Below are 24,646 nucleotides of genomic sequence, written 5' to 3'. Positions count from 1 at the left end.
TTACGTTTACGTCAACGTCATGTCAAAATCGGCAGGCTGGCGTTCACGAGACGGCAGCAACGCCAACAGACAATACCCATAACACCAGGAGACAGGCTGTGGACTTGGAACTGACCGACGAGCAGCGCGCGTTCGCGCAGGCCGCGCGCGACTACGCGCAAGGTGAACTGGCGCCCCACGCGGCGCGCTGGGACGCCGAAGGCATCTTCCCCAAAGACGCGTTTGCGCGGGCCGGCGAAATGGGCTTTTGCGCCATCTACGCCAGTGAAGACATCGGCGGTCTGGGCCTGCCGCGCCTGGACGCCACGCTGGTGTTCGAGGAAATGGCCGCGGTGGACCCGTCGACCACGGCCTTCCTGACGATCCACAACATGGCCACCTGGATGGTGGGCAAGTGGGGCCAGCCAGCCCTGCGCGAGGCCTGGGGCCCGCTGTTGGCCAGCGGCCAGAAGCTGGCGTCCTACTGCCTGACCGAGCCGGGCGCCGGGTCCGACGCCGCGTCGCTGTCCACCCGCGCGCAGCGCCAGGGCGACCACTACGTGCTCAATGGCGCGAAGGCCTTCATTTCGGGCGGCGGCGATACCGACCTGCTGGTGGTGATGGCCCGCACGGGCGGCGAGGGCGCGGGCGGCATCAGCGCCTTTGCCGTGCCTGCCGACAGCGAGGGCATCAGTTACGGCCGCAAGGAAGAAAAAATGGGCTGGAACAGTCAGTCCACCCGGCCCATCGTGTTCGAGAACGTGCGCGTGCCGGCGGCCAATCTGCTGGGCGAAGAAGGCGAAGGCTTCAAGATCGCCATGAAGGGCCTGGACGGCGGGCGCATCAATATCGGCACCTGCTCGGTGGGCGCGGCGCAGGGGGCGCTGGACGCGGCCCGGCGCTACATGGACGAGCGGCGCCAGTTCAACCGCCGCCTGGCCGAGTTCCAGGCGCTGCAGTTCAAGCTGGCCGACATGGCCACCCATCTGGTGGCGGCACGCCAGATGGTGCGCCTGGCCGCCTGCAAGCTGGACGCGGGCGCGCCGGATGCGGCCACCTATTGCGCGATGGCCAAGCGCTTTGCCACCGACATGGGATTCCAGATCTGCCTGGATGCACAACAGATCCACGGCGGTTACGGCTACCTGCGGGACTATCCCTTGGAGCGTCTGGTGCGCGATACTCGCGTACATCAGATTCTGGAAGGGACCAACGAGATCATGCGTGTGATCATCGCCCGCCAATTGTTGGAAAAAGGAGCCGACATAAGATGACTGCACCGGTGCTGTTCGAAGAAAGAACCGCTGCCAACGGGATGCGCTTCGGGATTGCGACGCTGAATTCGCCGCAGACCCTGAACGGCCTGTCGCTGGACATGGTGGACCTGCTGGCCGAGCGCCTGGATGCCTGGGCGCGCGACCCGGGCCTGGCGCTGGTGGTGCTGCAGGGCGCAGGCGAAAAGGCCTTCTGCGCCGGCGGCGACCTGCACGGCCTGTACCGCAGCATGACCGAGAACGCGGGCAAGGGCCCGTGGGGCAACGCCTACGCGCGCCGCTTCTTCGAGCACGAATACCGGCTCGACTACCGCATCCACAGCTACCCCAAGCCGGTGCTGTGCTGGGGCCACGGCATCGTCATGGGCGGCGGTATCGGCCTGATGATGGGCGCCAGCCACCGCGTGGTCAGCGAGACCTCGCGCCTGGCGATGCCGGAAGTGTCCATTGGTCTCTTTCCCGACGTGGGCGGCAGCTGGGTCTTGAACCGCATGCCGGGCCGCACCGGCGTGTTCCTGGCCCTGACGGGCGCGCAGCTGAGCACCGCCGACGCGTTCTTCGCCGGGCTGGCGGATTTCCGCCTGAACCACGAAGACTGGCCCAAGCTGCTCGAGTCGTTGCAAGAGCAACCCTGGGCCGGCCAGGCCACGGGCGGCGCCGAAGACGCGATTCCGCCGCGCTCGATCAACGACGGCCTGTTGCGCCGCGCGCTGACCGCGCTGGAACCGCAGACCCCGCTGGAAGTGGGCAACCTGCGCCAGCATTCGTTCCTGATCAACAGCGTGTGCAGCGGCAACCGCCTGGACGAGATCGTCGAAGAGCTGGCCGCCTTGAAAGACCACGCCGACCCCTGGCTGGCGCGCGCCGCGAAGACCATGCTGGCCGGTTCCCCGGGGTCGTTGCGCCTGTCGTTCGCCTTGCAGCAGCGCATGCGGCTGCGGTCGCTGGACGACGTGTTCCGCGCCGAATACGTGGCGGCGCTGCATTGCACGACGCAAGGCGACTTTGCCGAAGGCATTCGCGCGCTGCTGATCGACAAGGACAAGAATCCGCGCTGGAACCCCGCGGTGCTGGACATGGCCACCGAGGCCTGGGTGCAGCGGTTCTTCGATGAACCCTGGCCCGCCGGCCAGCCGCATCCGCTGGACGACCTGGGCAAGGAAGGCCGCTGATCTTCGCCCGCCGCGCCTGCGCGGCGGGCCCGCATTACGCAGCACACGATGATTTCATACCTACAGCAATAGCAACAGGAGACAGGACATCATGAGCAGTATCGCGTTTATCGGTTTGGGCAACATGGGCTCGCCCATGGCGTTGAATCTGGTCAAGGCCGGCCACAGCCTGACGGTGTTCGACCTGATGCCGGCCGCGGTCAAGGTCTTGACCGATGCGGGGGCCAAGGCGGCCGCATCGGCGTCGGAAGCCGTCAAGGGCGCCGACGTCGTGATTTCGATGCTGCCCGCCAGCAAGCACGTCGAAGGCCTGTACCTGGGCGAAGACCTGCTGGGCAAGATTTCGTCTTCGGCGCTGGTCATCGAATGCAGCACCATTGCGCCGGATTCGGCCCGCAAGGTGGCGCAGGCGGCTGAAGTGCGCGGCATCGCCATGATCGATGCGCCGGTGTCCGGCGGTACCGGCGGCGCGGCAGCCGGTACGCTGACCTTCATCGTGGGCGGCCAGGTGGCCGCGCTGGAACGCGCCCGCCCGGTGCTGGAAAAAATGGGCAAGAACATCTTCCATGCCGGACCGGCAGGCGCCGGCCAGGTGGCCAAGATCTGCAACAACATGCTGCTGGGCATCCTGATGGCCGGCACGTCCGAGGCGTTGGCGCTGGGCGTGGCCAACGGGCTGGACCCCAAGGTGCTGTCGGACATCATTGCCAAGAGCTCGGGCCGCAACTGGGCCACCGAGCTCTACAACCCGTGGCCCGGCGTGATGGAACACGCGCCGGCCTCCAAGGGCTATGCCGGCGGTTTCGGCGTGGACCTGATGCTCAAGGACCTGGGCCTGGCGGCCGAAGCCGCGCTGTCGGCGCGCGCCTCGATTCCGCTGGGCGAGCTGGCGCGCAACCTGTATTCGCTGCACAGCTCGGGCGGTTCGGGCAAGCTGGACTTCTCCAGCATCGTCAACCTGGTCAAGCGCGAACAGGACTGACATGGCGGCGCATCCGTCTTCCGCGGACCCCGCCGAACGCGTCAAGGCCAGCTTCGACCAGCAGAGCATCATGCGGCTGATCGGGGCCAGCCTGGACGTGGTCGAGCCGGGCAGGGTGGACATCGTCCTGCCTTACCGGCAGGACCTGTGCCAGCAGAATGGTTTCCTGCATGCCGGCATCTCCACCACCATCGCCGATTCGGCCGGCGGCTATGCTGCCTTCAGCCTGTTCCAGCCGGGCGAAGACGTGCTGACCTCGGAGTTCAAGATGAACTTCCTGGCGCCCGCCAAGGGTGACCGCTACGTGGCCAGCGGCCGCGTGGTCAAGCCAGGCAAACGGCTGTCGATCTGCCAGGTCGAGGTGCATGCGTACGAGGGCGAACAAGCCACGCTTTGCGTGATAGGCTTGCTCACCGCGGTGCGCGTGACGCCGCGCTGATCCGCTTGCGGCGGGCATCCGCCGCAAGTTTTGTCGCGCCTTGAACAGGTCTTCGGCAATGCCCTCGAAAGAACACCACCGCATCTTCCGCAGCAACTGGCTGCGCGCCGCCGTCCTGGGCGCCAATGACGGCATCGTGTCCACCGCCAGCCTCATCACCGGTGTCGCCGCGGCGCAGGCCACGCACGGCGCGGTGCTGACCTCGGGCCTGGCCGGCCTGGTGGCCGGCGCCTTGTCGATGGCCGCGGGCGAATACGTGTCGGTGCGGTCGCAGGCCGATACCGAGGCCGCAGACCTGCGTCTTGAGCAACGTTCGCTCAAGCGCAATTCCGACGAAGAGCTGGAAGAACTGATCGGTATCTACGTGGACCGGGGCCTGTCGCCGGACCTGGCCGAACAGGTGGCGCGGCAACTGACGCGCCACGATGCGCTGGACGCCCACGCGCGCGACGAGCTTGGCATTTCGGTGCACAACCGCGCCCGCCCGGTGCAGGCGGCGGTGGCCTCGGCCGCGTCTTTCGCGGGCGGGGCGGCATTGCCGCTGGCCGTGGCCGCGGTGACGCCCATGCCGCATTTGATTCTGTGGGTGATCGGCGCGTCGGTGGCCTGTCTGGCCGCCCTGGGCGCGTTGGCGGCGGGCGCCGGGGGCGCGCCCAAGGGGCCGGCGGCGCTGCGCGTGACCATCCTGGGGGCGTTGGCGATGGCGGCCACCGCGGGGGTGGGCGCCTTGTTCGGCACGGTGGTGTAAAGCCCGGCCGGCGCCGGAATTACGGCGTGATCGAATAGGGCAGCGGTTGGGCTGCAATGCGCGGGCCGTCGGCCGCGCCCAGCCGCAGGTCGCCTTCAGGCAGTGCGGCCAGCGTGGTTTCGAACAGCACCGACACCCCGCCTTGCGTCGCGGCGGCATCGACGACGCGGCCGGTGGGTTCGCCCGGCTGGGTGGCATCGAACACGTCGGTGCCGGCCAGCGCGCCGCCGGCCAGGCCGGCGTCGGCGATGGTGCCGTAGGCCATGCGGCGCTTGACGGTGCCGCGGTAGTGGCTGCGCGCCACCACTTCCTGGCCGGGATAACAGCCCTTGGTGAAGCTCACGCCCTGGATCAGGTCCAGGTTGACCGTCTGCGGAATGAAGACGTCTTGCGTGGCCGTGGTGATCCAGGGGATGCCGGCGGCCAGGTCGGCGGCGTGCCATTGCGCGGCGGGGGCCAGGCCCAGCGTGGCGGCCAGCGGCGCGGCGGCGGCCAGTTGTTGGTCAGAGGCGATCCACCACCAGCGCAGCGTGGCGTCGGCCGAGGGCGCGGCGATCCAGGTGCCGGACGGCAGGTCGACGCGCTGCCAGGCGCTGCGCGGCAAGGCGCCCGCAACGGCTTCCAGCGCGGCCGCCTGGGCGGCGTCGGCCTGTACGCCGGCCACATGCAGGGGGGCGGGGGCCAGCTTGACCTTGGCGCGCAGCACGAACATGGACAGGCGCTTGATCAGCGCGGCCGACAAGTCCTGGCGCACCAGGCCGTAGAGTTGCGGGGCGTCGTCGGCGGCGGGGGCGCCGCGCCACATCACCAGGGTGGCCAGCAAGCGGCCCTTGGCGGTGCAGTAGCCGGCCAGGCGGGCGGCATCGACGGGCAGGCCGGTGACGTCTTGCGTCAACTGGCCATGCAGGAAGGTCAGCGCGTCGGCGCCGGCAGCGGCGAATACGGAAAAATCTTCCAAAGGCGCGCATTGGGCGCAACCTTCCGCGCGCACAGGGATCGAAGAATAGAAAGCATGCATGGCGGCAAAGGCCCGTGACTCGTCATCAAAGGCTTGATGATAGCCGCCTTCCCCCTGATCGAGGCCCATGTCCTGGACAAGCAAAGGGGCGCAATACGCGCTCTGGCCCTGGTTTGGCCGCGACAGGGCCGCGCGATCCATTAAACTCCCCACACTTATGAAGAAGCGACTCCGTTTTTACGTCCTGTGGTCATTCCTGCTGCTCGTGCTGGCTGCCGCCGCCGCGGTCGGCGCCGCCTGGAGCTGGATGCACCGACCCCTGCATCTGTCGGCCGACAGGATCGATTTCGTGGTGGACCCGGGCAGCAGCCCGCGCACCGTCGTGCGCGCATTGAACGCCGCGGGCGTGCCCGTCTGGGAGCCCGGTTTTGTCTGGATGGCGCGGCTGACCGAGCAAGACAAATTGATCAAGGCCGGGGGCTACCAGGCCATCAATGGCGACACCCCCTGGCTGCTGCTGGAACGCATGGCGCGCGGCGACATGACCCAGCGCCAGATCACCTTCCTGGAAGGCTGGACCTTCCGCCAGATCCGCCAGGCGCTGCGCGAGAACCCGGACGTCAAGCAGACGCTGGGCGACATCAGCGATGAAGCGCTGATGGAACGCCTGGGGTCCGATATCAAGCATCCGGAAGGCCTGTTCTTCCCCGATACCTACATCTTCACGCCGGGCAGCACCGATTTCGACCTGCTGCGCCGCGCCTACCAGGAAGGCCAGCGCATCCTGGACGACACCTGGTCCAAGCGCCAGTCCGACTTGCCGGTGGCCACGCCGTATGAAGCGCTGGTGCTGGCGTCCATCATCGAAAAGGAAACCGGCCATGGGCCGGAACGCCGCCGCGTGTCGGGCGTGTTCACCAACCGCCTGAAGATCGGCATGCTGCTGCAGACCGACCCCACCGTCATCTACGGCATGGGCGACGCCTACCAGGGCCGCATCCGCAAGCGCGACCTGCAGACCGATACGCCCTGGAACACCTACACGCGTCCGGGCCTGCCGCCCACGCCCATCGCGGCCCCCGGCCGGGCGGCGCTGCTGGCGGCGGTGCAGCCCGAGCAGCATAAATTCCTGTTTTTCGTATCGCGGGGCAACGGCACCAGCGAGTTCTCGGTGAACCTGAACGAGCACAACCGCAACGTGTCTCGCTACATCCTGGGCCAGACCCCGGCGGGCCGGCCCGCCGCGGCCACGCCCGCGCCCGCGGGTGCGCCCACCCCGGCACCCGCCGCGCCGGCCCAGGCCCCCACTTCGACGCCGGACGCCGATCCGGCACCAGCACAAGGACAAGACCAATGACCTCACGCGGACGCTTCATCACGCTGGAGGGAGTGGACGGCGCAGGTAAAAGCACCCACACCGACTGGATCGCCGATTTCCTGCGCGGGCAGGGCCTTGAGGTCGTCTCGACCCGCGAACCTGGCGGCACGCCGCTGGGCGAAAAGCTGCGCGCACTGGTCTTGACTGACACGATGGGCCTGGACACCGAAACGCTGCTGATGTTCGCGGCGCGCTGCGAACATGCGCGCCAGGTCATCGAGCCGGCGCTGGCGCGCGGCGCCTGGGTGGTCTGCGACCGCTATACCGATGCCACCTACGCCTACCAGGGCGGGGGCCGCGGCCTGGGCGCTGAGCGCGTCGCCACCCTGGAAACCTGGATGCAGGCGGGCCAGCCCGACCGCACCTGGCTGTTCGACGTGCCGCTGGACGTGGCGCGGGCGCGGCTGGCCGATGCGCGCGAACCCGACCGGTTCGAGCGCGAGGGCGCCGCGTTCTTCGAGCGCACCCGCGCGGCCTATCAGGCGCGCGCCGCGGCCGATCCGGGCCGCATCCGCGTGATCGATTCGACCCGCACCATCGCCGCAATCCGCACCGACCTGGAAGCCGGCCTGCGCGAGCTGGTGGCAGCCCGCCCATGAGCGCACCTCAGTTCCTGCCCTGGCAGATGGAGACGGCGCGGGCCTGGCTGGGCAACCGCGACCGCTTCGCCCACGCCTGGCTGGTGCACGGCCTGGCCGGCATCGGCAAGCTGGACTTCGCCATTGCCGCCGCCGCCAGCCTGCTGTGCGAAACCCCGCAAGACGGCCTGGCCTGCGGCCATTGCGCCGCCTGTGCCTGGTTCGCCAGCGGCAACCATCCCGACCTGCGCCGCATCCGGCCCGAGGCCGTGGCGGTCGAAGAGGGCGCCGATGCCGCTGAAGCGTCCGACGACGCCGAGCCGGCCACCGGCGCCGCTAAGAAGGCGCCGTCCAAGGAAATCCGCATCGACCAGATCCGCTCGCTGGAATCCTGGTTCAACACGGCCACCCACCGGGGCGGCTGGCGGGTGGCGCTGCTGTACCCAGCCCACGCGCTGAACGTGGTGTCGTCCAACGCCTTGCTCAAGGTGCTGGAAGAGCCGCCGCCGCACACGGTTTTCCTGCTGGTGGCCGACGCGCCCGACCGGCTGCTGCCGACGCTGGTGTCGCGCTGCCGCCGCCTGCCGCTGCCGGCGCCGGACCCGGACACCGCGCTGCAATGGCTGCGCGACCAGAACGTGGAGCCGGCGCGCGAATGGCTGGCCGCCGCGGGCGGGGCGCCGTTGGCCGCGCTGCGCCTGGCGCAGCACGCCGAAACCGCTTGCCCGCCGTGGCTGACCCAATTGATCGGCCCGCTGGCCAAGGGCCAGGCGCCCGATGTCGGCACCCTGGCCGAAGCGCTGGAAAAGATCGCGCCCGCCGAATGGATCGACGCGTTGCAGCGCCTGTACACCGACCTGATGCTGGCCGCGGCCGGCGCGCCGGTGCGTTACTTCCCGGCGCTGGCTGCCGGCGTGGCCCAGGTGGCCGCCCGTATGAACACCGCGCGCGTGGCCGAGTCCGCCCGCTGGCTCACGCGCCAACGGGCGCTGGCCACCCACCCCCTGAATGCCAAGCTTTTCGCCCACGCGACGCTGCAGCGCGTGGTGCTATCCTGCCAGGCGTAACCCGCCGCCGTCCGGCCCGCCCGGGCGGCGCAATCCGAAGCCGAATTCCATGTACGTCGATTCCCACTGCCATTTGAATTTCCCCGAGCTGGCCGCCGACCTGCCGGCCATTCTCGACCGGATGGCCGCCAACCAGGTGACCCACGCGCTGGTGGTCAGCGTCAACATGCCTGAATGGCCGGGCTTGATGTCGCTGGTGGAGCCACAGGCCAACCTGTGGGCCTCGGTGGGCGTGCACCCCGACTACGAAGACACGCCCGACCCCGAACCCGCCGAACTGGTGCGCCTGGCGGCCCACCCCAAGGTGGTGGCCATCGGCGAGACCGGGCTGGACTACTACCGGCTGTCCGAGCCGCTGGACTGGCAGCGCGAGCGCTTTCGCCGCCACATCCGCGCCGCGCGCGACGTGGGGCTGCCGCTGATCGTGCATACCCGTTCGTCCGCCGAAGACACCGTGCGCATGCTGCGCGAAGAGGGCGCGGCCGACGTGGGCGGGGTGATGCACTGTTTCACCGAAACCTGGGAAGTGGCCCAGGCGGCGCTGGACCAGAACTTCCATATTTCGCTGTCGGGCATCGTGACGTTCAAGAATGCGCACATCGTGCACGAGGTGGCCGCCAAGGTGCCGCTGGACCGCCTGCTGATCGAGACCGATTCGCCCTACCTGGCGCCGGTGCCGTACCGTGGCAAGATCAACGATCCGTCCAAGGTGATCCACGTGGCCGAGAAGATCGCCGACCTGAAGGGCATCAGCGTGGCCGAGGTAGCCAAGGCTTCTACGGAAAATTTCTTTAATCTTTTCAATAAGATAAAGAGATAATTTAATCTGAATTATTTAAAGTAAATTATCAGGAGCGCCATGACCGTCCGCACCGCCTTGTCCCGCCGCCTTGTTGCGCATGGCCGCAACGCCTTGCTGGCGCTGTGCCTCGGCCTGTCGGCCCCATTGGCGCAGGCGGCCAATCCGGCCGACTGGTGGGTCTACGTCGCCAATGATTATCCGGACGACATCAAGGACCTGCTGGCCCAGGGCGCGGATCCCAACGTGCGCTACCGCAATGGCCAGCCGGCCTTGATGCGGGCCGTGGTGGATGGCGCCTGGAAGGTGTTCGACGTGCTGGCCGCCGACCCGCGCACCGACGTCAATGCCGAGAACCCCGCGGGCGAGACCCCGCTGATGTACCTGGCCATTGCCGGCCAGGTCGACCGCGCCCGCAGCCTGATGGCGCGCGGCGCCCAGGTCAACCGCCTGGGCTGGACGCCGCTGCATTACGCCGCGTCCAAGGGCCAGATGGCCATGGCCCGGCTGCTCCTGGACAACAAGGCGATGGTGAACGCGCCGGCGCCCAACGGCGAAACCCCGCTGATGATGGCAGCGCTGTCCGGTAACAAGCCCATGGTGGACCTGCTGCTCAAGGCGGGCGCCGATATCACCACCCGCGACACCAAGGGGCAGGATGCGTCCGACTGGGCGCGCACCGGCAAGTCCACCGCCCTGGCGGCGGAGTTACAGAAGCTGATCGCCCAGCAGGAAGCGGGGAAGCGCGCCCGCCGCGCCAGCGAGCCGCCCGAGCCGGAACCCGATCCGGCCGATGTCGCTGCGACCCCGGACGCCGCACCCGCGAATCCACCGTCTGCCGACGCGCCGCCGCCGATGGTGCAACCTGCCCCGGGCACGGGCAACGCCAGCCCCAAGGCTGCCCCGGCGTCGCCGGGCGTGGGGGGCGTGTCGGGCGTGCGCCTGAACAACTACGACACGCCCGCATCGCCCTGAGCCTTGCCGGCCCGTGCGGCCTTGCTGCTTCCCCTGAAAACCCGCCGTCCGGCGGGTTTTTCTTTTGGGGCGTGCCAAGAGGGGACGGGTCCGCAGGGAGGTCGGCGGGCTCGGCCTCGTCTGACTTTTTTGCCTTCCTGATTCGGGGTTTTCCCTGTGTATTCTCACTGGGTGGGAATATTTTTAAGTTCAACCACCATAAATTGATAATCTGCGCTTCATCAATGCTGGGAGTGCGTTTTTCATGTCGGATCAGTCGGTTGGGGCGGGCGCGGATCGCGTCTTGTATGTGTTGGCCACCTTGGCCCGGCACGATGGCCCCTTGAGCATTGCCGCGCTGGCGGAAAAGACCGGCCTGGCCCAAAGCACGCTGTACCGCCAGGTGGGGCTGCTCAAGCGCTGGGGCTTCGTGGCCGAGCACGAGGGCGAATACGGCCCCGGCCCGCTGTGCGTGCAACTGGCCTGGGGTTTCGACCAGTCGTCGTTCCTGATCCACGAAGCACAGCCGGACATGGCGGCGCTGGCCGCCGCGTCGGGCGAGACCATCGGCCTGCTGGTGGCCGTCAAGGACCAGGCCGTGTGCCTGGACATGGTCGAAAGCCAGCACCCGCTGCGCTGTTCCTTCACCAAGGGCCGCGGCCTGCCGCTGGCCCGTGGCGCGTCGGCCAAGTCGTTGCTGGCCTTCATGCCGGCCGCGCGCCTGCAGACCGCACTGACGTTCCTGGCCAAGGATCCGGGCGTGGACGTGGCGCGCCTGGCCGATGAACTGGAAGCCATCCGCGCCCAGGGCTATGCCGTGACCGACAGCGAAGTCGATGCCGGCGTATGGGGCGTGAGCGTGCCGATCTTCCAGCGCGCCAACCAGGCGGTGGCCTCCATTACGTTGATGGCCCCGTCCACCCGTGCCGACCAGCGGCCCCAGGCCTTCATCGACCTGACCGTGGCCGCGGCCCGCCGCATTTCTGCCAAGTTGCAGGCGCACTGACGCCGCCGCCATTCCGGATTCCTCGCTGTCCCCGCCATTCCCGCCTCATCTCTAGACGCCGCTGGCCTTACGCCGTACCGATAGACGTACCCCCGTACCCACTCATTCCTTTTAGGACCCGCCATGACCACTCGCCGCACATTGCTGACCGCCGCCCTGACGCTGGGCCTGGCCTGGACCGCCGGCTCTGCCCACGCCCAGGAAACCATTCGCGCCGTGACCGACGCCACTTTCCCGCCCATGGAATTCGTCAAGGACGGCAAGCGCACGGGCTTTGACATCGAACTGGTCGAGGCCCTGGCCGCCGCGATGGGCAAGAAGGTCGAATGGATCGACATCGACTTCAAGGGCCTGATTCCCGCCCTGCAGGCCGGCCGTGCCGACATCGCCGTGTCCGCCATCTACATCACGCCCGAGCGCAGCAAGGTGGTGGACTTCACCGACCCGTACTACGCGGGCGGCCTGGTCGTCCTGACCAAGAAGGGCGGCGACATCAAGGGCCTGAAGGACCTGGACGGCCGCAAGGTGTCGGTGCAGGTCGGCACCAAGTCGGTCAACTACCTGAAGGAACACTACCCGTCGGTGCAGCGCGTGGAAGTCGAGAAGAACCAGGAGATGTTCAACCTGGTGCAGATCGGCCGCGCCGACGCCGCGGTGACGGGCAAGCCCGCCGCCAAGCTGTTCGCGCAGAGCACGACTGACCTGGCCGTGCTGGACGAGCAGGTCACCACCGAGGACTACGGCATCGCCGTGCCCAAGAGCAAGCCCGAGCTGACCCGCGGCCTGAATGAGGCGCTCAAGAAGATCAAGGCCGATGGCAGCTACCAGGCCATCGTCAACAAGTGGTTCGAGGCGCCCGCGAAATGAACCTGGACTTTGCCCCTGTCTTTGCCGACTACGACTCGCTTCTGCGCGGCGCGCTGGTCACCATCGAGGTGACCGCCGGCGCGCTGCTGCTGGGCTGCGTGATCGGCCTCTTGGTCGGCGTGGGCCGGCTCAACCCGCAACGCCGCATCGTCTACAACCTGTGCAGCACCTACCTGCTGTTCTTTCGCGGCACGCCCTTGCTGGTGCAGCTGTTCATCTGGTTCTTCGGCCTGCCGCAGTTTGGCGTGACGCTGCCCGCGTTTGCGTGCGGCGTGCTGGGCCTGGGCATGTATTCCGGCGCCTATGTGTCGGAAATCGTGCGCGGCGCGATCCAGTCGGTGGATCGCGGCCAGACCGAGGCGGCCCGTTCGCTGGGCATGTCGTCGGGCCAGGCCATGCGCATCATCATCCTGCCGCAGGCCGTGGTGCGCATGATTCCGCCGCTGGGCAACGAGTTCATCGCGCTGATCAAGAATTCCGCGCTGGTGTCGCTGCTGACCATCCATGACTTGATGCACGAAGGCCAGAAGATCATCAGCGTATCGTACCGCTCGCTGGAAACCTATCTGGTGGTGGCGCTGATCTATCTGGTGCTGACCACGGTGGCCATGGTGATTCTGCGCCAGATCGAACAACGCCTGCGTGCCGGGGGGATGGTGCAATGAACTTCGGAAACCCGAAAGAAATGATCCGCATCCGCGGCCTGGAAAAATCCTACGGCGACCACGCCGTGCTGCGCGGCATCGACTTTGACGTGCTGCCGTCGCAGGTGGTGGTGGTGATCGGGCCCAGCGGCTCGGGCAAGAGCACCTTGCTGCGTTGCTGCAACGGGCTGGAAGTGGCGCAGGGCGGCACCGTGGAGATCTGCGGTCAGACGCTGCAGGACAACGGCGAAATGCTGCCCGAGGCTCAGCTGAACCAGCTGCGCATGCAGGTGGGCATGGTGTTCCAGGGCTTCAACCTGTTCCCGCACCTGTCGGTGCTGGAAAACGTCACGGTCGGGCCGCGCAAGCTGCGGGGCATGGGCCGCGACGAGGCCAACGAACTGGCGGCCGACCTGCTGGCCAAGGTTGGCCTGTCGCAGAAGATGTCGGCCATGCCGGCCAGTCTGTCGGGCGGCCAGAAGCAGCGCGTGGCGATTGCCCGCGCGCTGGCGATGCAGCCCAAGGTCATGCTGTTCGACGAGCCGACGTCGGCATTGGACCCGGAACTGGTGGGCGAAGTGCTGCAGGTGATGAAGCTCTTGGCCCGCGAAGGCATGACCATGATGGTCGTGACCCACGAAATGGGCTTCGCGCGCGACGTGGCCGACGTGGTGGCCGTGATGGACGGCGGCGTGATCCTGGAATCGGGTTCGCCCGAGGTCATCTTCAGCCAGCCGCGCGAGGCCCGTACCCGCGAATTCCTGCAGGCAGTGCTCAGTGCAGGGCAGGGGGCGGCATGACGACGGCGCAACTGGACAAGAGCCTGTGGACGGCTCGTGACGACAGCGCCGAACGTGGCGACACGCGCCGCCTGGCGCACATCGTCGAGCCGGTTGCCGGGCAGGCGGTGGCCAAGGGCGAAGCCGTGATCCTGGGCTTTGCCTGCGATGCGGGCGTGGCGCGCAACCAGGGCCGCGTTGGCGCGGCCGCCGGCCCGGCCGGCATCCGCAAGTTCATGGCGGGCCTGCCGGCGCATGGCTTGACGCGCCTGCTCGACGCGGGCGACGTGGCCTGCGATGGCGACCAGCTGGAAGACGCGCAGGAACGCCTGGGCCTGGCCGTGGCCGACCTGCTGCAACAGGGCGCCCGCCCGGTGGTGCTGGGCGGCGGCCATGAGATCGCCTGGGGCAGCTTCCAGGGCCTGGCGCGCTGGCTGGCGGGCCGGGACGACGCCGGCCCCGTGCTGGTGCTGAACCTGGATGCGCACTTCGACCTGCGCACCGGCCGCCCGGGCAGTTCGGGCACGCCGTTCGACCAGATCGCGCACTACTGCGAGGCGCAGGGCCTGGCGTTCCAATACGCCTGCCTGGGCGTGTCGCGGCTGGCCAATACGCCGGCGCTGTACGCGCGGGCTGCCGAAGTGGGCGCCATCTGGGTGGAAGACCGCGACATGCAGGAACGCCATCTCGAGGCACGGCTGGCCAACGTCGACGCCTTGCTGGCCCGGGCGCGCCACGTGTACCTGACGATCGACCTGGACGTGCTGCCTGCGGCGGTCATGCCCGGCGTGTCGGCGCCCGCGCCCTATGGCGTGCCGATGGCGGTGATCGAAGAGATCGTGCTGCGGGTGAAGGCCAGCGGCAAGCTGCGCCTGGCCGACCTGGCCGAGTTCAATCCGCGTTTTGACGTGGATGGCCACGGCGCCCGCTCGGCGGCGCGGCTGGCCTGGCAGTTGGTGTCAGCCTGAGGTACGGCGCCCGGGTCCGCGTGGCCGGGGCGTTCCAGGAAAACCGGCCCGCTTCGCGCGGGCCGGTTCGTTTTTGGGCGCCGATTACGCGCCCGCTATGCGCGGATTGCGCGCGGATGACGTCTGGGTGAGGCGTGCGTCAAGCGTGCGGCGGCGTCAGCGGAATCGACATCTCGTGGTGAAAGAGGTTGTCGGGATCCACCTGCCGCTTGGTGGCGATCAGGGCGGCGGCCTTGTCGCCGTAGTACAGGTTCAGCCAGTCCGGGTCGATGTGGCTGCGGCTGGCGTCGGTGTACTTCATGTCCGTGTCCGGATAGTTGATGTAGCACCCCTGGAACGGCGAGCCCGGCTGGTAGCTGGGCTTGCCGCCGTACTGCGCGAAGTACTCGTCGTACAGATCGGCGATCCATTTCAGGTGGAAGGCGTCGTCGGCAGGGTTGGTCCAGTAGACCTGGAACTGCGATTTCAGCAGCGAGGCGCGCTGGCTGACGCTGGTGGGGTTGGCGGTTTCGTCGTTGCGGTTGATGCGCCCGCCGTAGGAATCGATCTGCACCAGCGCCTGGTTCAGCCGCGGGTCGTCCGAGCCATTCAGGTATTCCCACATCGCCATGATTTCGACGTCGCTGAAATTGGCCTTGTGATACGAGGACTTGTACTTGCCGCGCTGGTTGCTGCCCGAGCCGTTGATGGTCTGGGTCAGCCACAGCCAGTCCATTTTCTGTGCGTCGGCCACGGGGTGTGCCAATAGGCGCATCGCCGGTTCGACCACGCGCCGCGACGGGCCGTGCCAGCTCGAGGCCAGGTTCACGCCCGGCGACGCGCCGGCCGCGGCGTTCATGGTGGCCACGAAGTCCAGGAAGGGCTGGTCGCGCGCGCCGCCCACCTTGCCGTCCAGCCCGGTGTACTGGATGTTCAGCACGATGTCGCCGGTGGAGCGGTGCTGCACCTTCAGCAGCGTGAACAGGCCGCCGTTGGCGCGCGCCGGGTCGGGGCTGTTCCAGTCGGCATCGTGGTCGGCGAACCATTGCCAGTAGGCCCGCATGAAGCGGGCGAAGGCGGCGCGGCCGGCCGTGCCGGTGCCGAAGCCGTCCCACGGGTATGACAGCGACAGCCAGTAGGCTTCCTGGGGCGCCTTGGGCAGCTCGGCGTAGTAGTAGGTCAGGATGATGCCGAAATTGCCGCCACCGCCACCGCGGCAGGCGATGAACAGGTCGCGGTCGCTGCCGGTGCTGTGCAGGTTGACGTGCTTGGCGACCAGCTTGCGCGCGCCCGGCCCCTGCGGCACCAGGATGTCCACGCCGGAGAGCCAGTCGACCGTCAGGCCGTGCAGCCGCGACAGCAGGCCGTAGCCGCCGCCCACGATATGCCCGCCCGAGCCGACCGAATAGCACGAGCCGCCGGGCAGGGTGCGGTTGGCGGTCTTGTACAGGTCCAGGTAGCCGTCCCAGTTCTGGTTGCCGGACGCCGCCGCGAAGCGGTAGCGCGCTGCCGGGTTCCAGGGCGATGCGATGTCGCCGGCGTCGCGGTAGCGCAGGCCGGTCATCAGGCTGAGATCGATGATGGCCAGGGACTGGCCGTGGTCTTCGGGCAGTTTGTCGGCCACGAAGCCTTCGTAGCAGTGGCCGCCGCTGCGCACCGTGATGCGGCAGCCCTGGGCCAGCGCGGCGTTGGCCGCGTCCAGCACGTCTTGCGGGGTCTTGCAGACGTAAATGGCGTTCGCGCCTTGGCCTGTGCTGGGAAAGCGCAGGTTGAACCCTTTTTGCAGGGTCGCGTAACGCGGGTCATGGCCGTCAATGAGAGAAAAATCCGACATGCGCACCTCTATGGTTGGTTTTCATAAGGGCAAGATGGCTGGCGGGGGTTGCCCGCTGCCGAACGCGGAAGTGACAAGCTTTACACGCCGCCGGTGCCGGGAAGAAAAAACCGGGGCCGGCTGATTCTGGGTGAAGTCGGGGTCGGTTTCAAGCGGGGCAGGTCGCACTGGGTGGCTGGACGCTGGCGTCTCGCAGGGCTAGGATAGGCGCAGCGTTTCGGCAGGCTCGGCAACGCTCGCGGTATCCGTCCGCTTTCATGTGTCCCCAATTAAAATATTTATATTAAATATGGGGACGCATTAAGGTTATGGATAAAATGGCGCAACTTTGTCAGGAGAGCATGTTCATGTCTCAAACTCCCACCCATGCCTTGCCGTCTTATCTGAATGCCGACGATCTCGGCCCCTGGGGTAATTACCTGCAACAAGTCGATCGGGTCACCCCGTACCTCGGCTCGCTGGCTCGCTGGGTCGAGACCCTGAAGCGTCCGAAGCGTTCGCTGATCGTCGATGTGCCGATCGAGCTGGACAACGGCAGCGTGGCCCACTTCGAAGGCTACCGCGTGCAGCACAACACCTCGCGCGGCCCGGGCAAGGGCGGCGTGCGCTTCCACCAGGACGTCACCCTGTCGGAAGTGATGGCGCTGGCCGCCTGGATGTCGGTCAAGAACGCCGCGGTGAACCTGCCGTACGGCGGCGCCAAGGGCGGCATCCGTGTCGACCCGCGCAAGCTGTCGCAGTCGGAACTCGAGCGCATGACGCGCCGCTACACCACCGAAATCGGCGTCATCATCGGACCGTCCAAGGACATTCCCGCCCCTGACGTGAACACCAACGCCCAGACCATGGCCTGGATGATGGACACGTACTCCATGAACGAAGGGTCGACCTCCACCGGCGTCGTGACCGGCAAGCCGATCGCGCTGGGCGGCAGCCTGGGCCGCGTCGAGGCCACCGGCCGCGGCGTGTTCGTGGTCGGCTGCGAAGCCGCGCGCGACCTGAACATCGACGTGTCCAAGGCACGCGTGGTGGTGCAGGGCTTCGGCAACGTGGGTGGCACCGCCGCCCGCCTGTTCCATGAAGCCGGCGCCAAGGTCATCGCCGCACAGGACCACACCGGCACGGTGCACAACCCGGCCGGCCTGGACGTGCACAAGTTGCTGTCGCATGTGTCGCAACATGGCGGCGTGGGCGGCTTCTCTGGCGGCCAGGCCCTGGACAAGGACGAATTCTGGACGCTCGAAACCGAATTCCTGATCCCGGCCGCGCTGGAAAGCCAGATCACCGTGAACAACGCCGCCAAGGTGCGCGCCAAGATCGTGGTGGAAGGCGCCAACGGCCCGACCACCCCGGAAGCGGACGACATCCTGGCTGAACACGGCGTGTACGTGGTGCCGGACGTGCTGGCCAACGCCGGCGGCGTGACCGTGTCGTACTTCGAGTGGGTACAGGACTTCTCCAGCTTCTTCTGGAGCGAAGACGAGATCAACCAGCGCCTGGAACGCATCATGCGCGAAGCCTACGCCTCGGTGGCGCAGGTGGCCAAAGAGCACAAGGTGACGCTGCGCACCGCCGCGTTCATCGTGGCTTGCACGCGCATCCTGCAAGCCCGCCAGGTGCGCGGCCTGTACCCGTAAGGTCTTCTTGCGCCGGGTTCAGGCCCGGCGCTGGAGGAGCAATGAGGAAGACAAGCACGCCGCCCCGAAAGGGGCGGTTTGCATTGGGGCGCCGGGATGCGGGGAGAAGCTGGAATGCCGTCCGCTGGCGCTATGCCGGCGTGACTGCCGCCAGCCGCAGATAGCGTTGGGGCGCGGCGCCCAGCGCGCGCCGGAACATGGCGCTGAAGGCATTGGCGTTGGCATAGCCCATGCCGCGCGCCACGCGGGCCACGGGTTCGCCCAGCGACAACTGGCATACGGCCTCGGCCAGCCGCAGTTGCTGGCGCCATTGGCCGAAGGTCAGGCCGGTTTCGCGCTTGAACAGCCGTCCCAGGGTGCGGATGCTCGCGCCGGCCTGGGTGCTCAGCAGTTCCAGGGTGTCGTTGTTGGCGGGCATGTGCATCAGGGTTTCGCAGACCTTCAGCAAGCGCTTGTCCTGCGGCAGGGGCAGTTTGCCCTGTTCGACCACCGGCGCCTCGCGCAATTGACGCAGCAGCAAGGGCACGATCAAAGCAGCATTGCTGTCCGGCGCGTATTCGCGCGCATCGCGCAGCATGCCGCCGATGAGCTCGCGCAGCAGGGCGCCCACTTCGATCTGGCGGCAGGCGGTCCAGAGCCACGGAGCGGTGTCGGGCTCGACTCGCAGCGACCGCATCTTGACGGCGCCCACCATGTGCAGTTCGTGGTCCACGCCTGGCGCGATCCAGAGCGCATGCAGCGGGGCAAGCGTCCAGGCGCCTTGCGAGGTGAGCACGCGCACCACGCCCTGGATGGCGTGCACCAGTTGGCCCTGTTCATGGCTGTGCCAGATTTCACGTTCGCCGTGGGCGTAGTCGTGGGCGTGGGCGATGACCGGCCGGGGCAGGCGCTGGTAACCGGTGGCGAAACGCTGCCGCCAGAGTGAGTCCATGACAAATCGCTTTGATCAAAAAAGATGTGAAAACGCCAGAAATTGGCTGGTTTGCAGCGGAATGTGGCGCCCTGCATTCTAGTTTAAATATTTAAATACTAATCATTGTTATTTGATGTTTATCTTGCGGCCGCCCGGCAGAGGCGGCCCGCCCATCGGAGAATGCCAAGCATGTTTGCAGGACTGACGCGATGCCCGCTGGGGGCGTCCACGCTGGCGCTCGCCTTGGCGGCGTGCTGGACGGCGCCCGCCGCCGCCCAGGAAACCCGCCAATTGCCCGCGATTACGGTAACGGCCGGCGCGACCGCCGAGAAGGCCGATGGCCCCGCGCCCGGCGTGGTGGCCAGTCGCAGCAGCGTAGGCAGCAAGACGGACACGGCCTTGATCGATACGCCGCAATCGGTATCGGTAGTGACGCGTGACCTGATGGATGCGCAGGCCGCGCAGACGGTGGACCAGGCGCTGCGCTACGTGCCGGCGGTGTACAGTCAGGACAACGACCTGCGCTTTGACCAACTGCGCATTCGCGGCTTTGACGCCGATTCGTATCTGGACGGCATGAAGCTGAACCGCACCACCTGGTTCGCCACGCCGCGCATCGACCCGTATTTCCTGGAACGCATGGATGTGTTGCGCGGCCCGTCATCGGTGCTGTACGGTCAGGCGAGTCCGGGCGGGGTGGTGGACATGGTGACCAAGCGTCCCACCAGCGAGCCGCTGCATTCGGTGGAGTTCGGCATTGGCAATCACCAGCGCTACCAGATGGGCTTTGATGTCGGCGGCCCGGTGGACGAGGACGGCAAATGGCTATACCGCGTGACGGGGCTGGGGCGCGACGCCAACACCCAGACCGACCACGTCAAGGAACAACGCGTGGGTATCGCGCCGGCGCTGACCTGGCGGCCCAGCGGCGACACTAGCCTGACGCTGCTGGCCAGTTACCAGTACGACCCTGAGGGCGGGCTGTTCAACCCCGTTCCGGCCTACGGCACCGCGTTGTGGAACCCCAACGGCCGGCTGCGCTCGGACGCCTATCTGGGCGATCCGGACCGCGACCGCTTCAAGCGCACGCAGTATTCGGTGGGCTACCTGCTGGAGCATCGTTTCAGCGATGCGTTGCAGGTGCGCCAGAACGTGCGCTATCTGCGAGACGATATCGACTACTACCAGACGTCGCTGTCCAGTCCGTTGGGGCCGGACCGGCGGTCGGCCTATATGTGGGCCAACGTCAACAAGGAACACCTGTCGCAGTTCACCATCGACAACCAGGCGCAGCTGGACTTCCAGACCGGGGCGCTGCGGCACACGCTGCTGGCCGGGGTGGACTACCAGTACCTGGAAAACGACATTCGACGCGGCGGGCAGTATTTCGGCGCCAACCCGATCAATGTGTATGACCCGGACTACAGCGGATTTCCGCGGGTGCCCGTCACGGTGAACCAGACCACCCGCCTGACGCAGCTGGGGGGCTACCTGCAGGAACAACTGCGCTGGGACCGCTGGCTGCTGACCGTGGGCGGGCGTCAGGACTATGCACGCACCGACGACACGCAGCACAACGCGCAGACCGGGGCGCGCACCGCGTCCACCGATGCGGGCGACCATGCCTTCACCTGGCGCGCGGGCCTGAACTACAAGTTCGACAACGGCATCTCGCCCTACGTCAGCTATTCCACTTCGTTCCAGCCGCAGAGCGGCAACGACGCCGCCGGCACGCCGTTCGTGCCGACGCGCGGCAAGCAGTACGAGGTGGGGGTGAAGTTCCAGCCGGCCAACGTGCGCAGCTTTGCCACGGTGGCGCTGTATGACCTGCGCCAGACCAACGTGCTGACGGCCGATCCGCAGCGGCCGCAGTTTTCGGTGCAGTCCGGGGAAATCCGGTCACGCGGGCTGGAGCTGGAAGCGCATGCCGAATTGACGCGTGAGCTGAGTCTGGTGGCGTCCTATGCCTACATGGACAACGTCGTCACCAAGGCCAACGACGCCAGCCAGGGCAAGCATCCCACCGGCGTGCCCAAGCACATGGCATCGGTCTGGACCGACTACACCATCCATGGCGGCGACCTGAACGGGCTGGGCTTTGGCGGCGGCCTGCGTTATGTCGGCAAGACATATGGATCAGTCGACAACAGTTTCACCTTGCCCAGCCGCCTGCTGGTGGACGCGGCGGTGCACTACGACACCGGCCGCTGGCGTTTTGGCTTGAACGCCAGCAACCTGTTCAACAAGCAGTACCTGGCGTACTGCAACAGCACCATGATCTGCTACTGGGGCGCGGACCGCACGGTGCTGGCAACGGCCAGATACCAGTGGTGAGGGGCGTTTGACGTACGTAAAAGCGGCGGCCTTGTGGGCCGCTTTTTTTTTGCGTGACGCCCAGGCAAGCCAGCCCGGCCAGGTCTGGCTGGACGGCATCAGGACTTGGGTAATAACTCCGGCTTGAGGATGCCGCGCAGGTCGGTATAGGGCAGGGTCAGCTCGGGTTCGCCATAGGAGTACGGCGCGATGGAGTAGGCGTCGTACTTGACCACGATGCCGTCGCGCGTCAGGGCGAAGTTGTCGCTTTCCTGGAACGGCCACATCTTGTTGTAGGCCGCGGGGTCGCGCTTGGCGTCGGCGTTGCCGGCCAGCCACTTGGCGTGGGCGCGTTGCAGCGCGGCGACGTATTCGCCGCGGCGGCCGGGAATCAGGGCTTCGTCCAGCGCCATGACGCGGCCGCGGCTGCGTTCCCAGTTCAGGTACTGGGTGGCCGGGATGCCGTGCGCGGCGCCCGTCAGGAATTGTTCGGTGTGCAGTTCGATGGACACGACGTCGCCCACGGTGTCCTTGACGCTTGCCTTGAAGTAGGTGGCGTCGCGCGGGCGGGCGGTGGACCAGAAGTACTGGGTGTATTCCGACAGCGTTTCATATGGCCCGCGGCGGTTGGCGTCGGTGCCGGTCATGTAGGCCAGCACGTGGTCGACCAGCGCGCTCAGCTTGGGGATGCCGGGAAACGCCACGCTGTCGATCTCGATGCGGGGGCAGTCGCCCTTGCAGCCGGGTTTGTCCGACGACCACTTGATGCGTTCGGTGGACAGGTCGCCCACTTTCTCGGGCGTGGCTGACGAGGACGCCGAGGCCGAGGCCGGCGATTCCAGCGTGATGTTGGCGGGCGGCGAACTGCCGCAACCGGCCAGCGCCAAGAGGGCGGTGCCCAGGAGCAGGGCGCTTATCCCGCCGCGAGGCGTAAAGGGGCGACGCATTGAACTACCTCCAGAAAGACCCGGCCGCGCCTTGCGGCGCGGCCGTCGAACGTAAACCCGGGGGCCGTCAGGGGACGACCGCGGTCCATTCGGGCGTGGAGAACTTCTCGGCGGCCTGGGCCTGGGCGTTCGCCAGCGTGGCGGCGCCCAGTTGGCCCGGCGTCAGGCGGTGCAGCCCGGCGAAGGTATCGACCATGCGCTGGATGATGACTTCGCGCGCCAGCCCGGTCTGGGTGCGCAGCGGGTCGACGCGCTTCTTGGCGCTGGTGGTGCCCTTGTCCGACAGTTTCTCGCGCCCGATGCGCAAGACTTCCACCATTTTATCGGCGTCGATGTCGTAGGACATGGTGACGTGATGCAGCACCGCGCCGGCCCGGCGCGCCTGGGCGGCGCCGCCGATCTTGCCGATGTCGGAGGCGATGTCGTTCAGGGGCTGGTACCAGGCCTTGATGCCCAGGTCGTGCAGCGCCTGCAGCACCCAGGCGTCCAGGAAGGCATAGGATTCCTGGAAACTCATGCCGTGCACCAGCGCCTGCGGGGCGCTGAGCGAATAGGTGATGCTGTTGCCGGGTTCGATGAACATGGCGCCGCCGCCGCTGACGCGGCGCACGACCTCGATGCCGTGACGTGCGGCGCCGTCGGGATCGACTTCGTTCTTGAGCGATTGGAAACGGCCGATCACGACCGCGGGCGCCGACCATTCCCAGATGCGCAGGGTGGGCGGGCGCGTGCCGGCGCCGACTTCGTCGGTGATGACGGCATCCAGCGCCATGTGCAGCGCGGGTGGCTGCGGCGGCTCGTGGATCAGTTGCCAGTCGTAGTCGTTCCAGTCGGTGCGGGTCATGCCAGGGCCCTCCGCAGCACCACGGCCACGGCTTCGGCCGAAAAACCGAACATTTCGGTGTTGTCGGGCAGGGCCGACTGCACGGCCACCGCCAATTCCAGCTCGCCGGCGTCCGCCGGCATGCCGTTCAGGCCGCTGTTGATGGCTTCCAGGGCCTCGGGCGGTTCCAGGAAAAAGTCGCCGCTGATGCGGACGTTGGCCAGGCGGCCGTCCTGGACTTCGAGGTCCGCGACGACCAGCTTGCCGCCGGGGACTTTGTATTCGCCGTGCATGGGGCGCTCCTTAGTGATGGCCTGGGCGCCGGGGGGCGCTACAGGCTCAGTTTCATGCCGTCGTGGCTGGCCACGAAGCCCAGGCTTTCGTAGAAGCGGCGGGCGTCGGGCCGGGCGCGGTCGGTGGTCAGCTGCACCATTTCGCATCCCTGCGAACGGCACTGCTCGATGGCCCACTCGAACATGGTGCGCCCCAGGCCCTGGCCGCGCGAGGACGAGGCGATGCGCACGCTCTCGATCTGTCCGCGCCATTGGCCCAGCCGCGACAGGCCGGGTATGAACGATAACTGCAAACAGCCGACCAGGTGCGCGTCGCGCTCGACCACCGCGAAGAACTGGTTCGGGTCCTGCTCGATGGCGGTAAAAGCGGAAGTGTAGCGGGGGTTCAGCGGAATGGAGGGATCTTCGCGCTTGGCCCCCAGTTCGTCGTCGGCCAGCATGGCGACGATGGCGGGCAGGTCGGCCAGGGTGGCGCGGCGAAAGCGCAGCGGGGAATCGGTGCCGGTCGCGTTATCGGTCATGGGGGGCCTCGTTCAGCGCACGTGCTGGGCAGTCTGGCCGAACAGGATGCGGCGCGATTCCTCATCGCTGACCGACGGCGTGGTGTTGATGCCGTCTGCCAGCGCGTAGGCGCGTTGGGTGGCCGGGCGCGCGGCAATGGCGTCGAACCAGCGCTTCAGGTGGGGGAAGTCGTTCAGGTCCTGGCCTTGCTTGGCGTGCGGCACGATCCAGGGGTAGGCGGCCATGTCGGCGATGGAATAGTCGCCGGCCACGAATTCGCGGTCGGCCAGGCGCTTGTTCAGCACGCCGTACAGGCGGTTGGTTTCCTTGACGTAGCGGTCGATGGCGTAGGGAATGCGTTCGGGGGCGTAGCCCGAGAAGTGGTGGTTCTGGCCGGCCATGGGCCCCAGGCCGCCCATCTGCCAGAACAGCCATTGCGACACCTCGGCGCGGCCGCGCAGGTCGGCGGGCAGGAAGCGGCCGGTCTTTTCGGCCAGGTACTGCAGGATGGCGCCGGATTCGAACAACGAGATCGGCGCGCCGCCATCGGCCGGTGCCTGGTCGACGATGGCCGGAATGCGGTTGTTCGGCGCAATGGCCAGGAAGTCGGGCTTGAACTGGTCGCCCTTGCCGATATTGATCGGATGAATCTGGTAGGGCAGGCCGGTTTCTTCCAGGAAGATCGTGATCTTGTGGCCGTTCGGGGTGGTCCAGTAATAGAGATCGATCATGCGGATTCCTTTCTCGTCATGGCGCCGCCGGGCGGAGCCGGCGGATAGGAAAACCATGATAGCGGCGGGTGGGGGCGGGGGGG

At 67.3% G+C, this 24,646-nt stretch carries 25 protein-coding genes; 17 read left to right on the top strand and 8 right to left on the bottom strand.

Translation table 11 applies throughout. The features are described 5' to 3' along the window. Nucleotides 1–98 precede the first annotated feature (98 nt). From U858_RS0119365 to U858_RS0119345, 5 genes are all read left to right on the top strand, one after another. Nucleotides 99–1,253 carry an acyl-CoA dehydrogenase family protein gene (locus tag U858_RS0119365; protein WP_025138815.1) on the top strand — a complete coding sequence of 385 codons (1,155 nt, stop codon included), beginning with the start codon at nt 99–101 and terminating at the stop codon, nt 1,251–1,253. Beyond that, nucleotides 1,250–2,425: an enoyl-CoA hydratase/isomerase family protein gene (locus tag U858_RS0119360; protein WP_025138814.1), complete on the top strand. Its 1,176-nt coding sequence runs from the start codon at nt 1,250–1,252 to the stop codon at nt 2,423–2,425. Before U858_RS0119365 ends, U858_RS0119360 begins: the two co-directional genes overlap by 4 nt. Nucleotides 2,426–2,516: 91 nt before the next feature. Then, entirely contained in the window at nt 2,517–3,407 is an 891-nt protein-coding gene (gene mmsB / locus U858_RS0119355; RefSeq protein WP_025138813.1) for a 3-hydroxyisobutyrate dehydrogenase, read from the top strand. 1 nt (nt 3,408) lies between these two features. Then, nucleotides 3,409–3,846 carry a PaaI family thioesterase gene (locus U858_RS0119350; protein WP_025138812.1) on the top strand — a complete coding sequence of 146 codons (438 nt, stop codon included), beginning with the start codon at nt 3,409–3,411 and terminating at the stop codon, nt 3,844–3,846. Nucleotides 3,847–3,904: 58 nt separating this feature from the next. Then, nucleotides 3,905–4,594: a VIT family protein gene (locus U858_RS0119345; RefSeq protein ID WP_025138811.1), complete on the top strand. Its 690-nt coding sequence runs from the start codon at nt 3,905–3,907 to the stop codon at nt 4,592–4,594. Between the two features lie 19 nt (nt 4,595–4,613). Here the strand turns inward: U858_RS0119345 and U858_RS0119340 are convergent, their stop codons facing one another. Beyond that, nucleotides 4,614–5,612: a folate-binding protein YgfZ gene (locus tag U858_RS0119340; protein WP_025138810.1), complete on the bottom strand. Its 999-nt coding sequence runs from the start codon at nt 5,610–5,612 to the stop codon at nt 4,614–4,616. A 157-nt stretch (nt 5,613–5,769) separates the two neighbouring features. Here U858_RS0119340 and mltG point away from each other — a divergent pair, with 157 nt between their 5' ends. The 10 genes from mltG (at nt 5,770) to hutG (ending at nt 14,592) form a co-directional block, all read left to right on the top strand. Continuing rightward, nucleotides 5,770–6,909, top strand: coding sequence for an endolytic transglycosylase MltG (gene mltG / locus U858_RS0119335; protein ID WP_025138809.1), 1,140 nt, complete (start codon nt 5,770–5,772; stop codon nt 6,907–6,909). Then, nucleotides 6,906–7,529, top strand: a complete 624-nt coding sequence (gene tmk, locus U858_RS0119330) for a dTMP kinase (protein WP_025138808.1) — start codon at nt 6,906–6,908, stop codon at nt 7,527–7,529. The genes mltG and tmk overlap by 4 nt, the downstream gene beginning before the upstream one ends. Next, on the top strand, nt 7,526–8,575 hold the full coding sequence (gene holB, locus U858_RS0119325; RefSeq protein ID WP_025138807.1) for a DNA polymerase III subunit delta': 1,050 nt from the start codon (nt 7,526–7,528) through the stop codon (nt 8,573–8,575). Before tmk ends, holB begins: the two co-directional genes overlap by 4 nt. A 49-nt stretch (nt 8,576–8,624) precedes the next feature. Continuing rightward, nucleotides 8,625–9,395: a TatD family hydrolase gene (locus U858_RS0119320; RefSeq protein WP_025138806.1), complete on the top strand. Its 771-nt coding sequence runs from the start codon at nt 8,625–8,627 to the stop codon at nt 9,393–9,395. A gap of 39 nt (nt 9,396–9,434) precedes the next feature. Continuing rightward, nucleotides 9,435–10,349: an ankyrin repeat domain-containing protein gene (locus U858_RS0119315; RefSeq protein ID WP_025138805.1), complete on the top strand. Its 915-nt coding sequence runs from the start codon at nt 9,435–9,437 to the stop codon at nt 10,347–10,349. Between the two features lie 244 nt (nt 10,350–10,593). Beyond that, entirely contained in the window at nt 10,594–11,334 is a 741-nt protein-coding gene (locus U858_RS0119310) for an IclR family transcriptional regulator (RefSeq protein WP_025138804.1), read from the top strand. Nucleotides 11,335–11,457: 123 nt separating this feature from the next. Continuing rightward, entirely contained in the window at nt 11,458–12,201 is a 744-nt protein-coding gene (locus tag U858_RS0119305; RefSeq protein WP_025138803.1) for a transporter substrate-binding domain-containing protein, read from the top strand. Beyond that, entirely contained in the window at nt 12,198–12,866 is a 669-nt protein-coding gene (locus U858_RS0119300) for an amino acid ABC transporter permease (RefSeq protein WP_025138802.1), read from the top strand. The genes U858_RS0119305 and U858_RS0119300 overlap by 4 nt, the downstream gene beginning before the upstream one ends. Further along, nucleotides 12,863–13,645 carry an amino acid ABC transporter ATP-binding protein gene (locus tag U858_RS0119295; RefSeq protein ID WP_025138801.1) on the top strand — a complete coding sequence of 261 codons (783 nt, stop codon included), beginning with the start codon at nt 12,863–12,865 and terminating at the stop codon, nt 13,643–13,645. Before U858_RS0119300 ends, U858_RS0119295 begins: the two co-directional genes overlap by 4 nt. Continuing rightward, nucleotides 13,642–14,592, top strand: a complete 951-nt coding sequence (hutG, locus tag U858_RS0119290; protein ID WP_025138800.1) for a formimidoylglutamase — start codon at nt 13,642–13,644, stop codon at nt 14,590–14,592. The genes U858_RS0119295 and hutG overlap by 4 nt, the downstream gene beginning before the upstream one ends. A gap of 139 nt (nt 14,593–14,731) precedes the next feature. Here hutG and U858_RS0119285 read toward each other — a convergent pair whose 3' ends face one another. Beyond that, on the bottom strand, nt 14,732–16,405 hold the full coding sequence (locus U858_RS0119285; RefSeq protein WP_025138799.1) for a BBE domain-containing protein: 1,674 nt from the start codon (nt 16,403–16,405) through the stop codon (nt 14,732–14,734). Between the two features lie 347 nt (nt 16,406–16,752). Between U858_RS0119285 and U858_RS0119280 the strand changes: the two genes are divergently transcribed. Further along, nucleotides 16,753–18,042: a Glu/Leu/Phe/Val dehydrogenase gene (locus tag U858_RS0119280; protein ID WP_025138798.1), complete on the top strand. Its 1,290-nt coding sequence runs from the start codon at nt 16,753–16,755 to the stop codon at nt 18,040–18,042. A gap of 130 nt (nt 18,043–18,172) precedes the next feature. Here the strand turns inward: U858_RS0119280 and U858_RS0119275 are convergent, their stop codons facing one another. Further along, the gene (locus tag U858_RS0119275; RefSeq protein ID WP_025138797.1) at nt 18,173–18,973 is read right to left on the bottom strand and encodes a helix-turn-helix domain-containing protein; all 801 of its coding nucleotides are present in this window, start codon (nt 18,971–18,973) and stop codon (nt 18,173–18,175) included. A 171-nt stretch (nt 18,974–19,144) separates the two neighbouring features. On the opposite strand from U858_RS0119275, the gene U858_RS0119270 reads away from it, so the two are divergent. After that, on the top strand, nt 19,145–21,289 hold the full coding sequence (locus U858_RS0119270; protein ID WP_025138796.1) for a TonB-dependent siderophore receptor: 2,145 nt from the start codon (nt 19,145–19,147) through the stop codon (nt 21,287–21,289). Between the two features lie 98 nt (nt 21,290–21,387). Here U858_RS0119270 and U858_RS0119265 read toward each other — a convergent pair whose 3' ends face one another. The 5 genes from U858_RS0119265 to U858_RS0119245 form a co-directional block, all read right to left on the bottom strand. Further along, nucleotides 21,388–22,215: an RsiV family protein gene (locus U858_RS0119265; protein ID WP_025138795.1), complete on the bottom strand. Its 828-nt coding sequence runs from the start codon at nt 22,213–22,215 to the stop codon at nt 21,388–21,390. Nucleotides 22,216–22,282: 67 nt separating this feature from the next. Then, on the bottom strand, nt 22,283–23,059 hold the full coding sequence (locus U858_RS0119260; RefSeq protein WP_025138794.1) for a biotin/lipoate A/B protein ligase family protein: 777 nt from the start codon (nt 23,057–23,059) through the stop codon (nt 22,283–22,285). Then, nucleotides 23,056–23,331, bottom strand: coding sequence for a lipoate protein ligase C-terminal domain-containing protein (locus tag U858_RS35380; protein ID WP_025138793.1), 276 nt, complete (start codon nt 23,329–23,331; stop codon nt 23,056–23,058). The genes U858_RS0119260 and U858_RS35380 overlap by 4 nt, the downstream gene beginning before the upstream one ends. Nucleotides 23,332–23,369: 38 nt before the next feature. Beyond that, on the bottom strand, nt 23,370–23,852 hold the full coding sequence (locus U858_RS0119250) for a GNAT family N-acetyltransferase (protein ID WP_025138792.1): 483 nt from the start codon (nt 23,850–23,852) through the stop codon (nt 23,370–23,372). Between the two features lie 12 nt (nt 23,853–23,864). Next, nucleotides 23,865–24,563 (bottom strand): glutathione S-transferase N-terminal domain-containing protein, encoded by a 699-nt coding sequence (locus U858_RS0119245; RefSeq protein ID WP_025138791.1) that lies wholly within the window; start codon nt 24,561–24,563, stop codon nt 23,865–23,867. Nucleotides 24,564–24,646: the final 83 nt, after the last annotated feature.

It is taken from the genome of Achromobacter sp. DH1f (assembly GCF_000633435.1).
Taxonomy (GTDB): domain Bacteria; phylum Pseudomonadota; class Gammaproteobacteria; order Burkholderiales; family Burkholderiaceae_B; genus Achromobacter; species Achromobacter deleyi.
The sequence above is the reverse complement of the archived record's forward strand: the minus strand, read 5'-3'. Positions and strand labels throughout refer to the sequence as shown.

Excerpts from the sequence above, each read along its gene's own strand:
- U858_RS0119360 (WP_025138814.1), top strand. The coding sequence starts at position 1,250 with ATGACTGCACCGGTGCTGTTCGAAGAAAGAACCGCTGCCAACGGGATG.
- mmsB (WP_025138813.1), top strand. The coding sequence starts at position 2,517 with ATGAGCAGTATCGCGTTTATCGGTTTGGGCAACATGGGCTCGCCCATG.
- U858_RS0119350 (WP_025138812.1), top strand. The coding sequence starts at position 3,409 with ATGGCGGCGCATCCGTCTTCCGCGGACCCCGCCGAACGCGTCAAGGCC.
- U858_RS0119345 (WP_025138811.1), top strand. The coding sequence starts at position 3,905 with ATGCCCTCGAAAGAACACCACCGCATCTTCCGCAGCAACTGGCTGCGC.
- U858_RS0119340 (WP_025138810.1), bottom strand. The coding sequence starts at position 5,612 with ATGCATGCTTTCTATTCTTCGATCCCTGTGCGCGCGGAAGGTTGCGCC.
- mltG (WP_025138809.1), top strand. The coding sequence starts at position 5,770 with ATGAAGAAGCGACTCCGTTTTTACGTCCTGTGGTCATTCCTGCTGCTC.
- tmk (WP_025138808.1), top strand. The coding sequence starts at position 6,906 with ATGACCTCACGCGGACGCTTCATCACGCTGGAGGGAGTGGACGGCGCA.
- holB (WP_025138807.1), top strand. The coding sequence starts at position 7,526 with ATGAGCGCACCTCAGTTCCTGCCCTGGCAGATGGAGACGGCGCGGGCC.
- U858_RS0119320 (WP_025138806.1), top strand. The coding sequence starts at position 8,625 with ATGTACGTCGATTCCCACTGCCATTTGAATTTCCCCGAGCTGGCCGCC.
- U858_RS0119315 (WP_025138805.1), top strand. The coding sequence starts at position 9,435 with ATGACCGTCCGCACCGCCTTGTCCCGCCGCCTTGTTGCGCATGGCCGC.
- U858_RS0119310 (WP_025138804.1), top strand. The coding sequence starts at position 10,594 with ATGTCGGATCAGTCGGTTGGGGCGGGCGCGGATCGCGTCTTGTATGTG.
- U858_RS0119305 (WP_025138803.1), top strand. The coding sequence starts at position 11,458 with ATGACCACTCGCCGCACATTGCTGACCGCCGCCCTGACGCTGGGCCTG.
- U858_RS0119300 (WP_025138802.1), top strand. The coding sequence starts at position 12,198 with ATGAACCTGGACTTTGCCCCTGTCTTTGCCGACTACGACTCGCTTCTG.
- U858_RS0119295 (WP_025138801.1), top strand. The coding sequence starts at position 12,863 with ATGAACTTCGGAAACCCGAAAGAAATGATCCGCATCCGCGGCCTGGAA.
- hutG (WP_025138800.1), top strand. The coding sequence starts at position 13,642 with ATGACGACGGCGCAACTGGACAAGAGCCTGTGGACGGCTCGTGACGAC.
- U858_RS0119285 (WP_025138799.1), bottom strand. The coding sequence starts at position 16,405 with ATGTCGGATTTTTCTCTCATTGACGGCCATGACCCGCGTTACGCGACC.
- U858_RS0119280 (WP_025138798.1), top strand. The coding sequence starts at position 16,753 with ATGTCTCAAACTCCCACCCATGCCTTGCCGTCTTATCTGAATGCCGAC.
- U858_RS0119275 (WP_025138797.1), bottom strand. The coding sequence starts at position 18,973 with ATGGACTCACTCTGGCGGCAGCGTTTCGCCACCGGTTACCAGCGCCTG.
- U858_RS0119270 (WP_025138796.1), top strand. The coding sequence starts at position 19,145 with ATGTTTGCAGGACTGACGCGATGCCCGCTGGGGGCGTCCACGCTGGCG.
- U858_RS0119265 (WP_025138795.1), bottom strand. The coding sequence starts at position 22,215 with ATGCGTCGCCCCTTTACGCCTCGCGGCGGGATAAGCGCCCTGCTCCTG.
- U858_RS0119260 (WP_025138794.1), bottom strand. The coding sequence starts at position 23,059 with ATGACCCGCACCGACTGGAACGACTACGACTGGCAACTGATCCACGAG.
- U858_RS35380 (WP_025138793.1), bottom strand. The coding sequence starts at position 23,331 with ATGCACGGCGAATACAAAGTCCCCGGCGGCAAGCTGGTCGTCGCGGAC.
- U858_RS0119250 (WP_025138792.1), bottom strand. The coding sequence starts at position 23,852 with ATGACCGATAACGCGACCGGCACCGATTCCCCGCTGCGCTTTCGCCGC.
- U858_RS0119245 (WP_025138791.1), bottom strand. The coding sequence starts at position 24,563 with ATGATCGATCTCTATTACTGGACCACCCCGAACGGCCACAAGATCACG.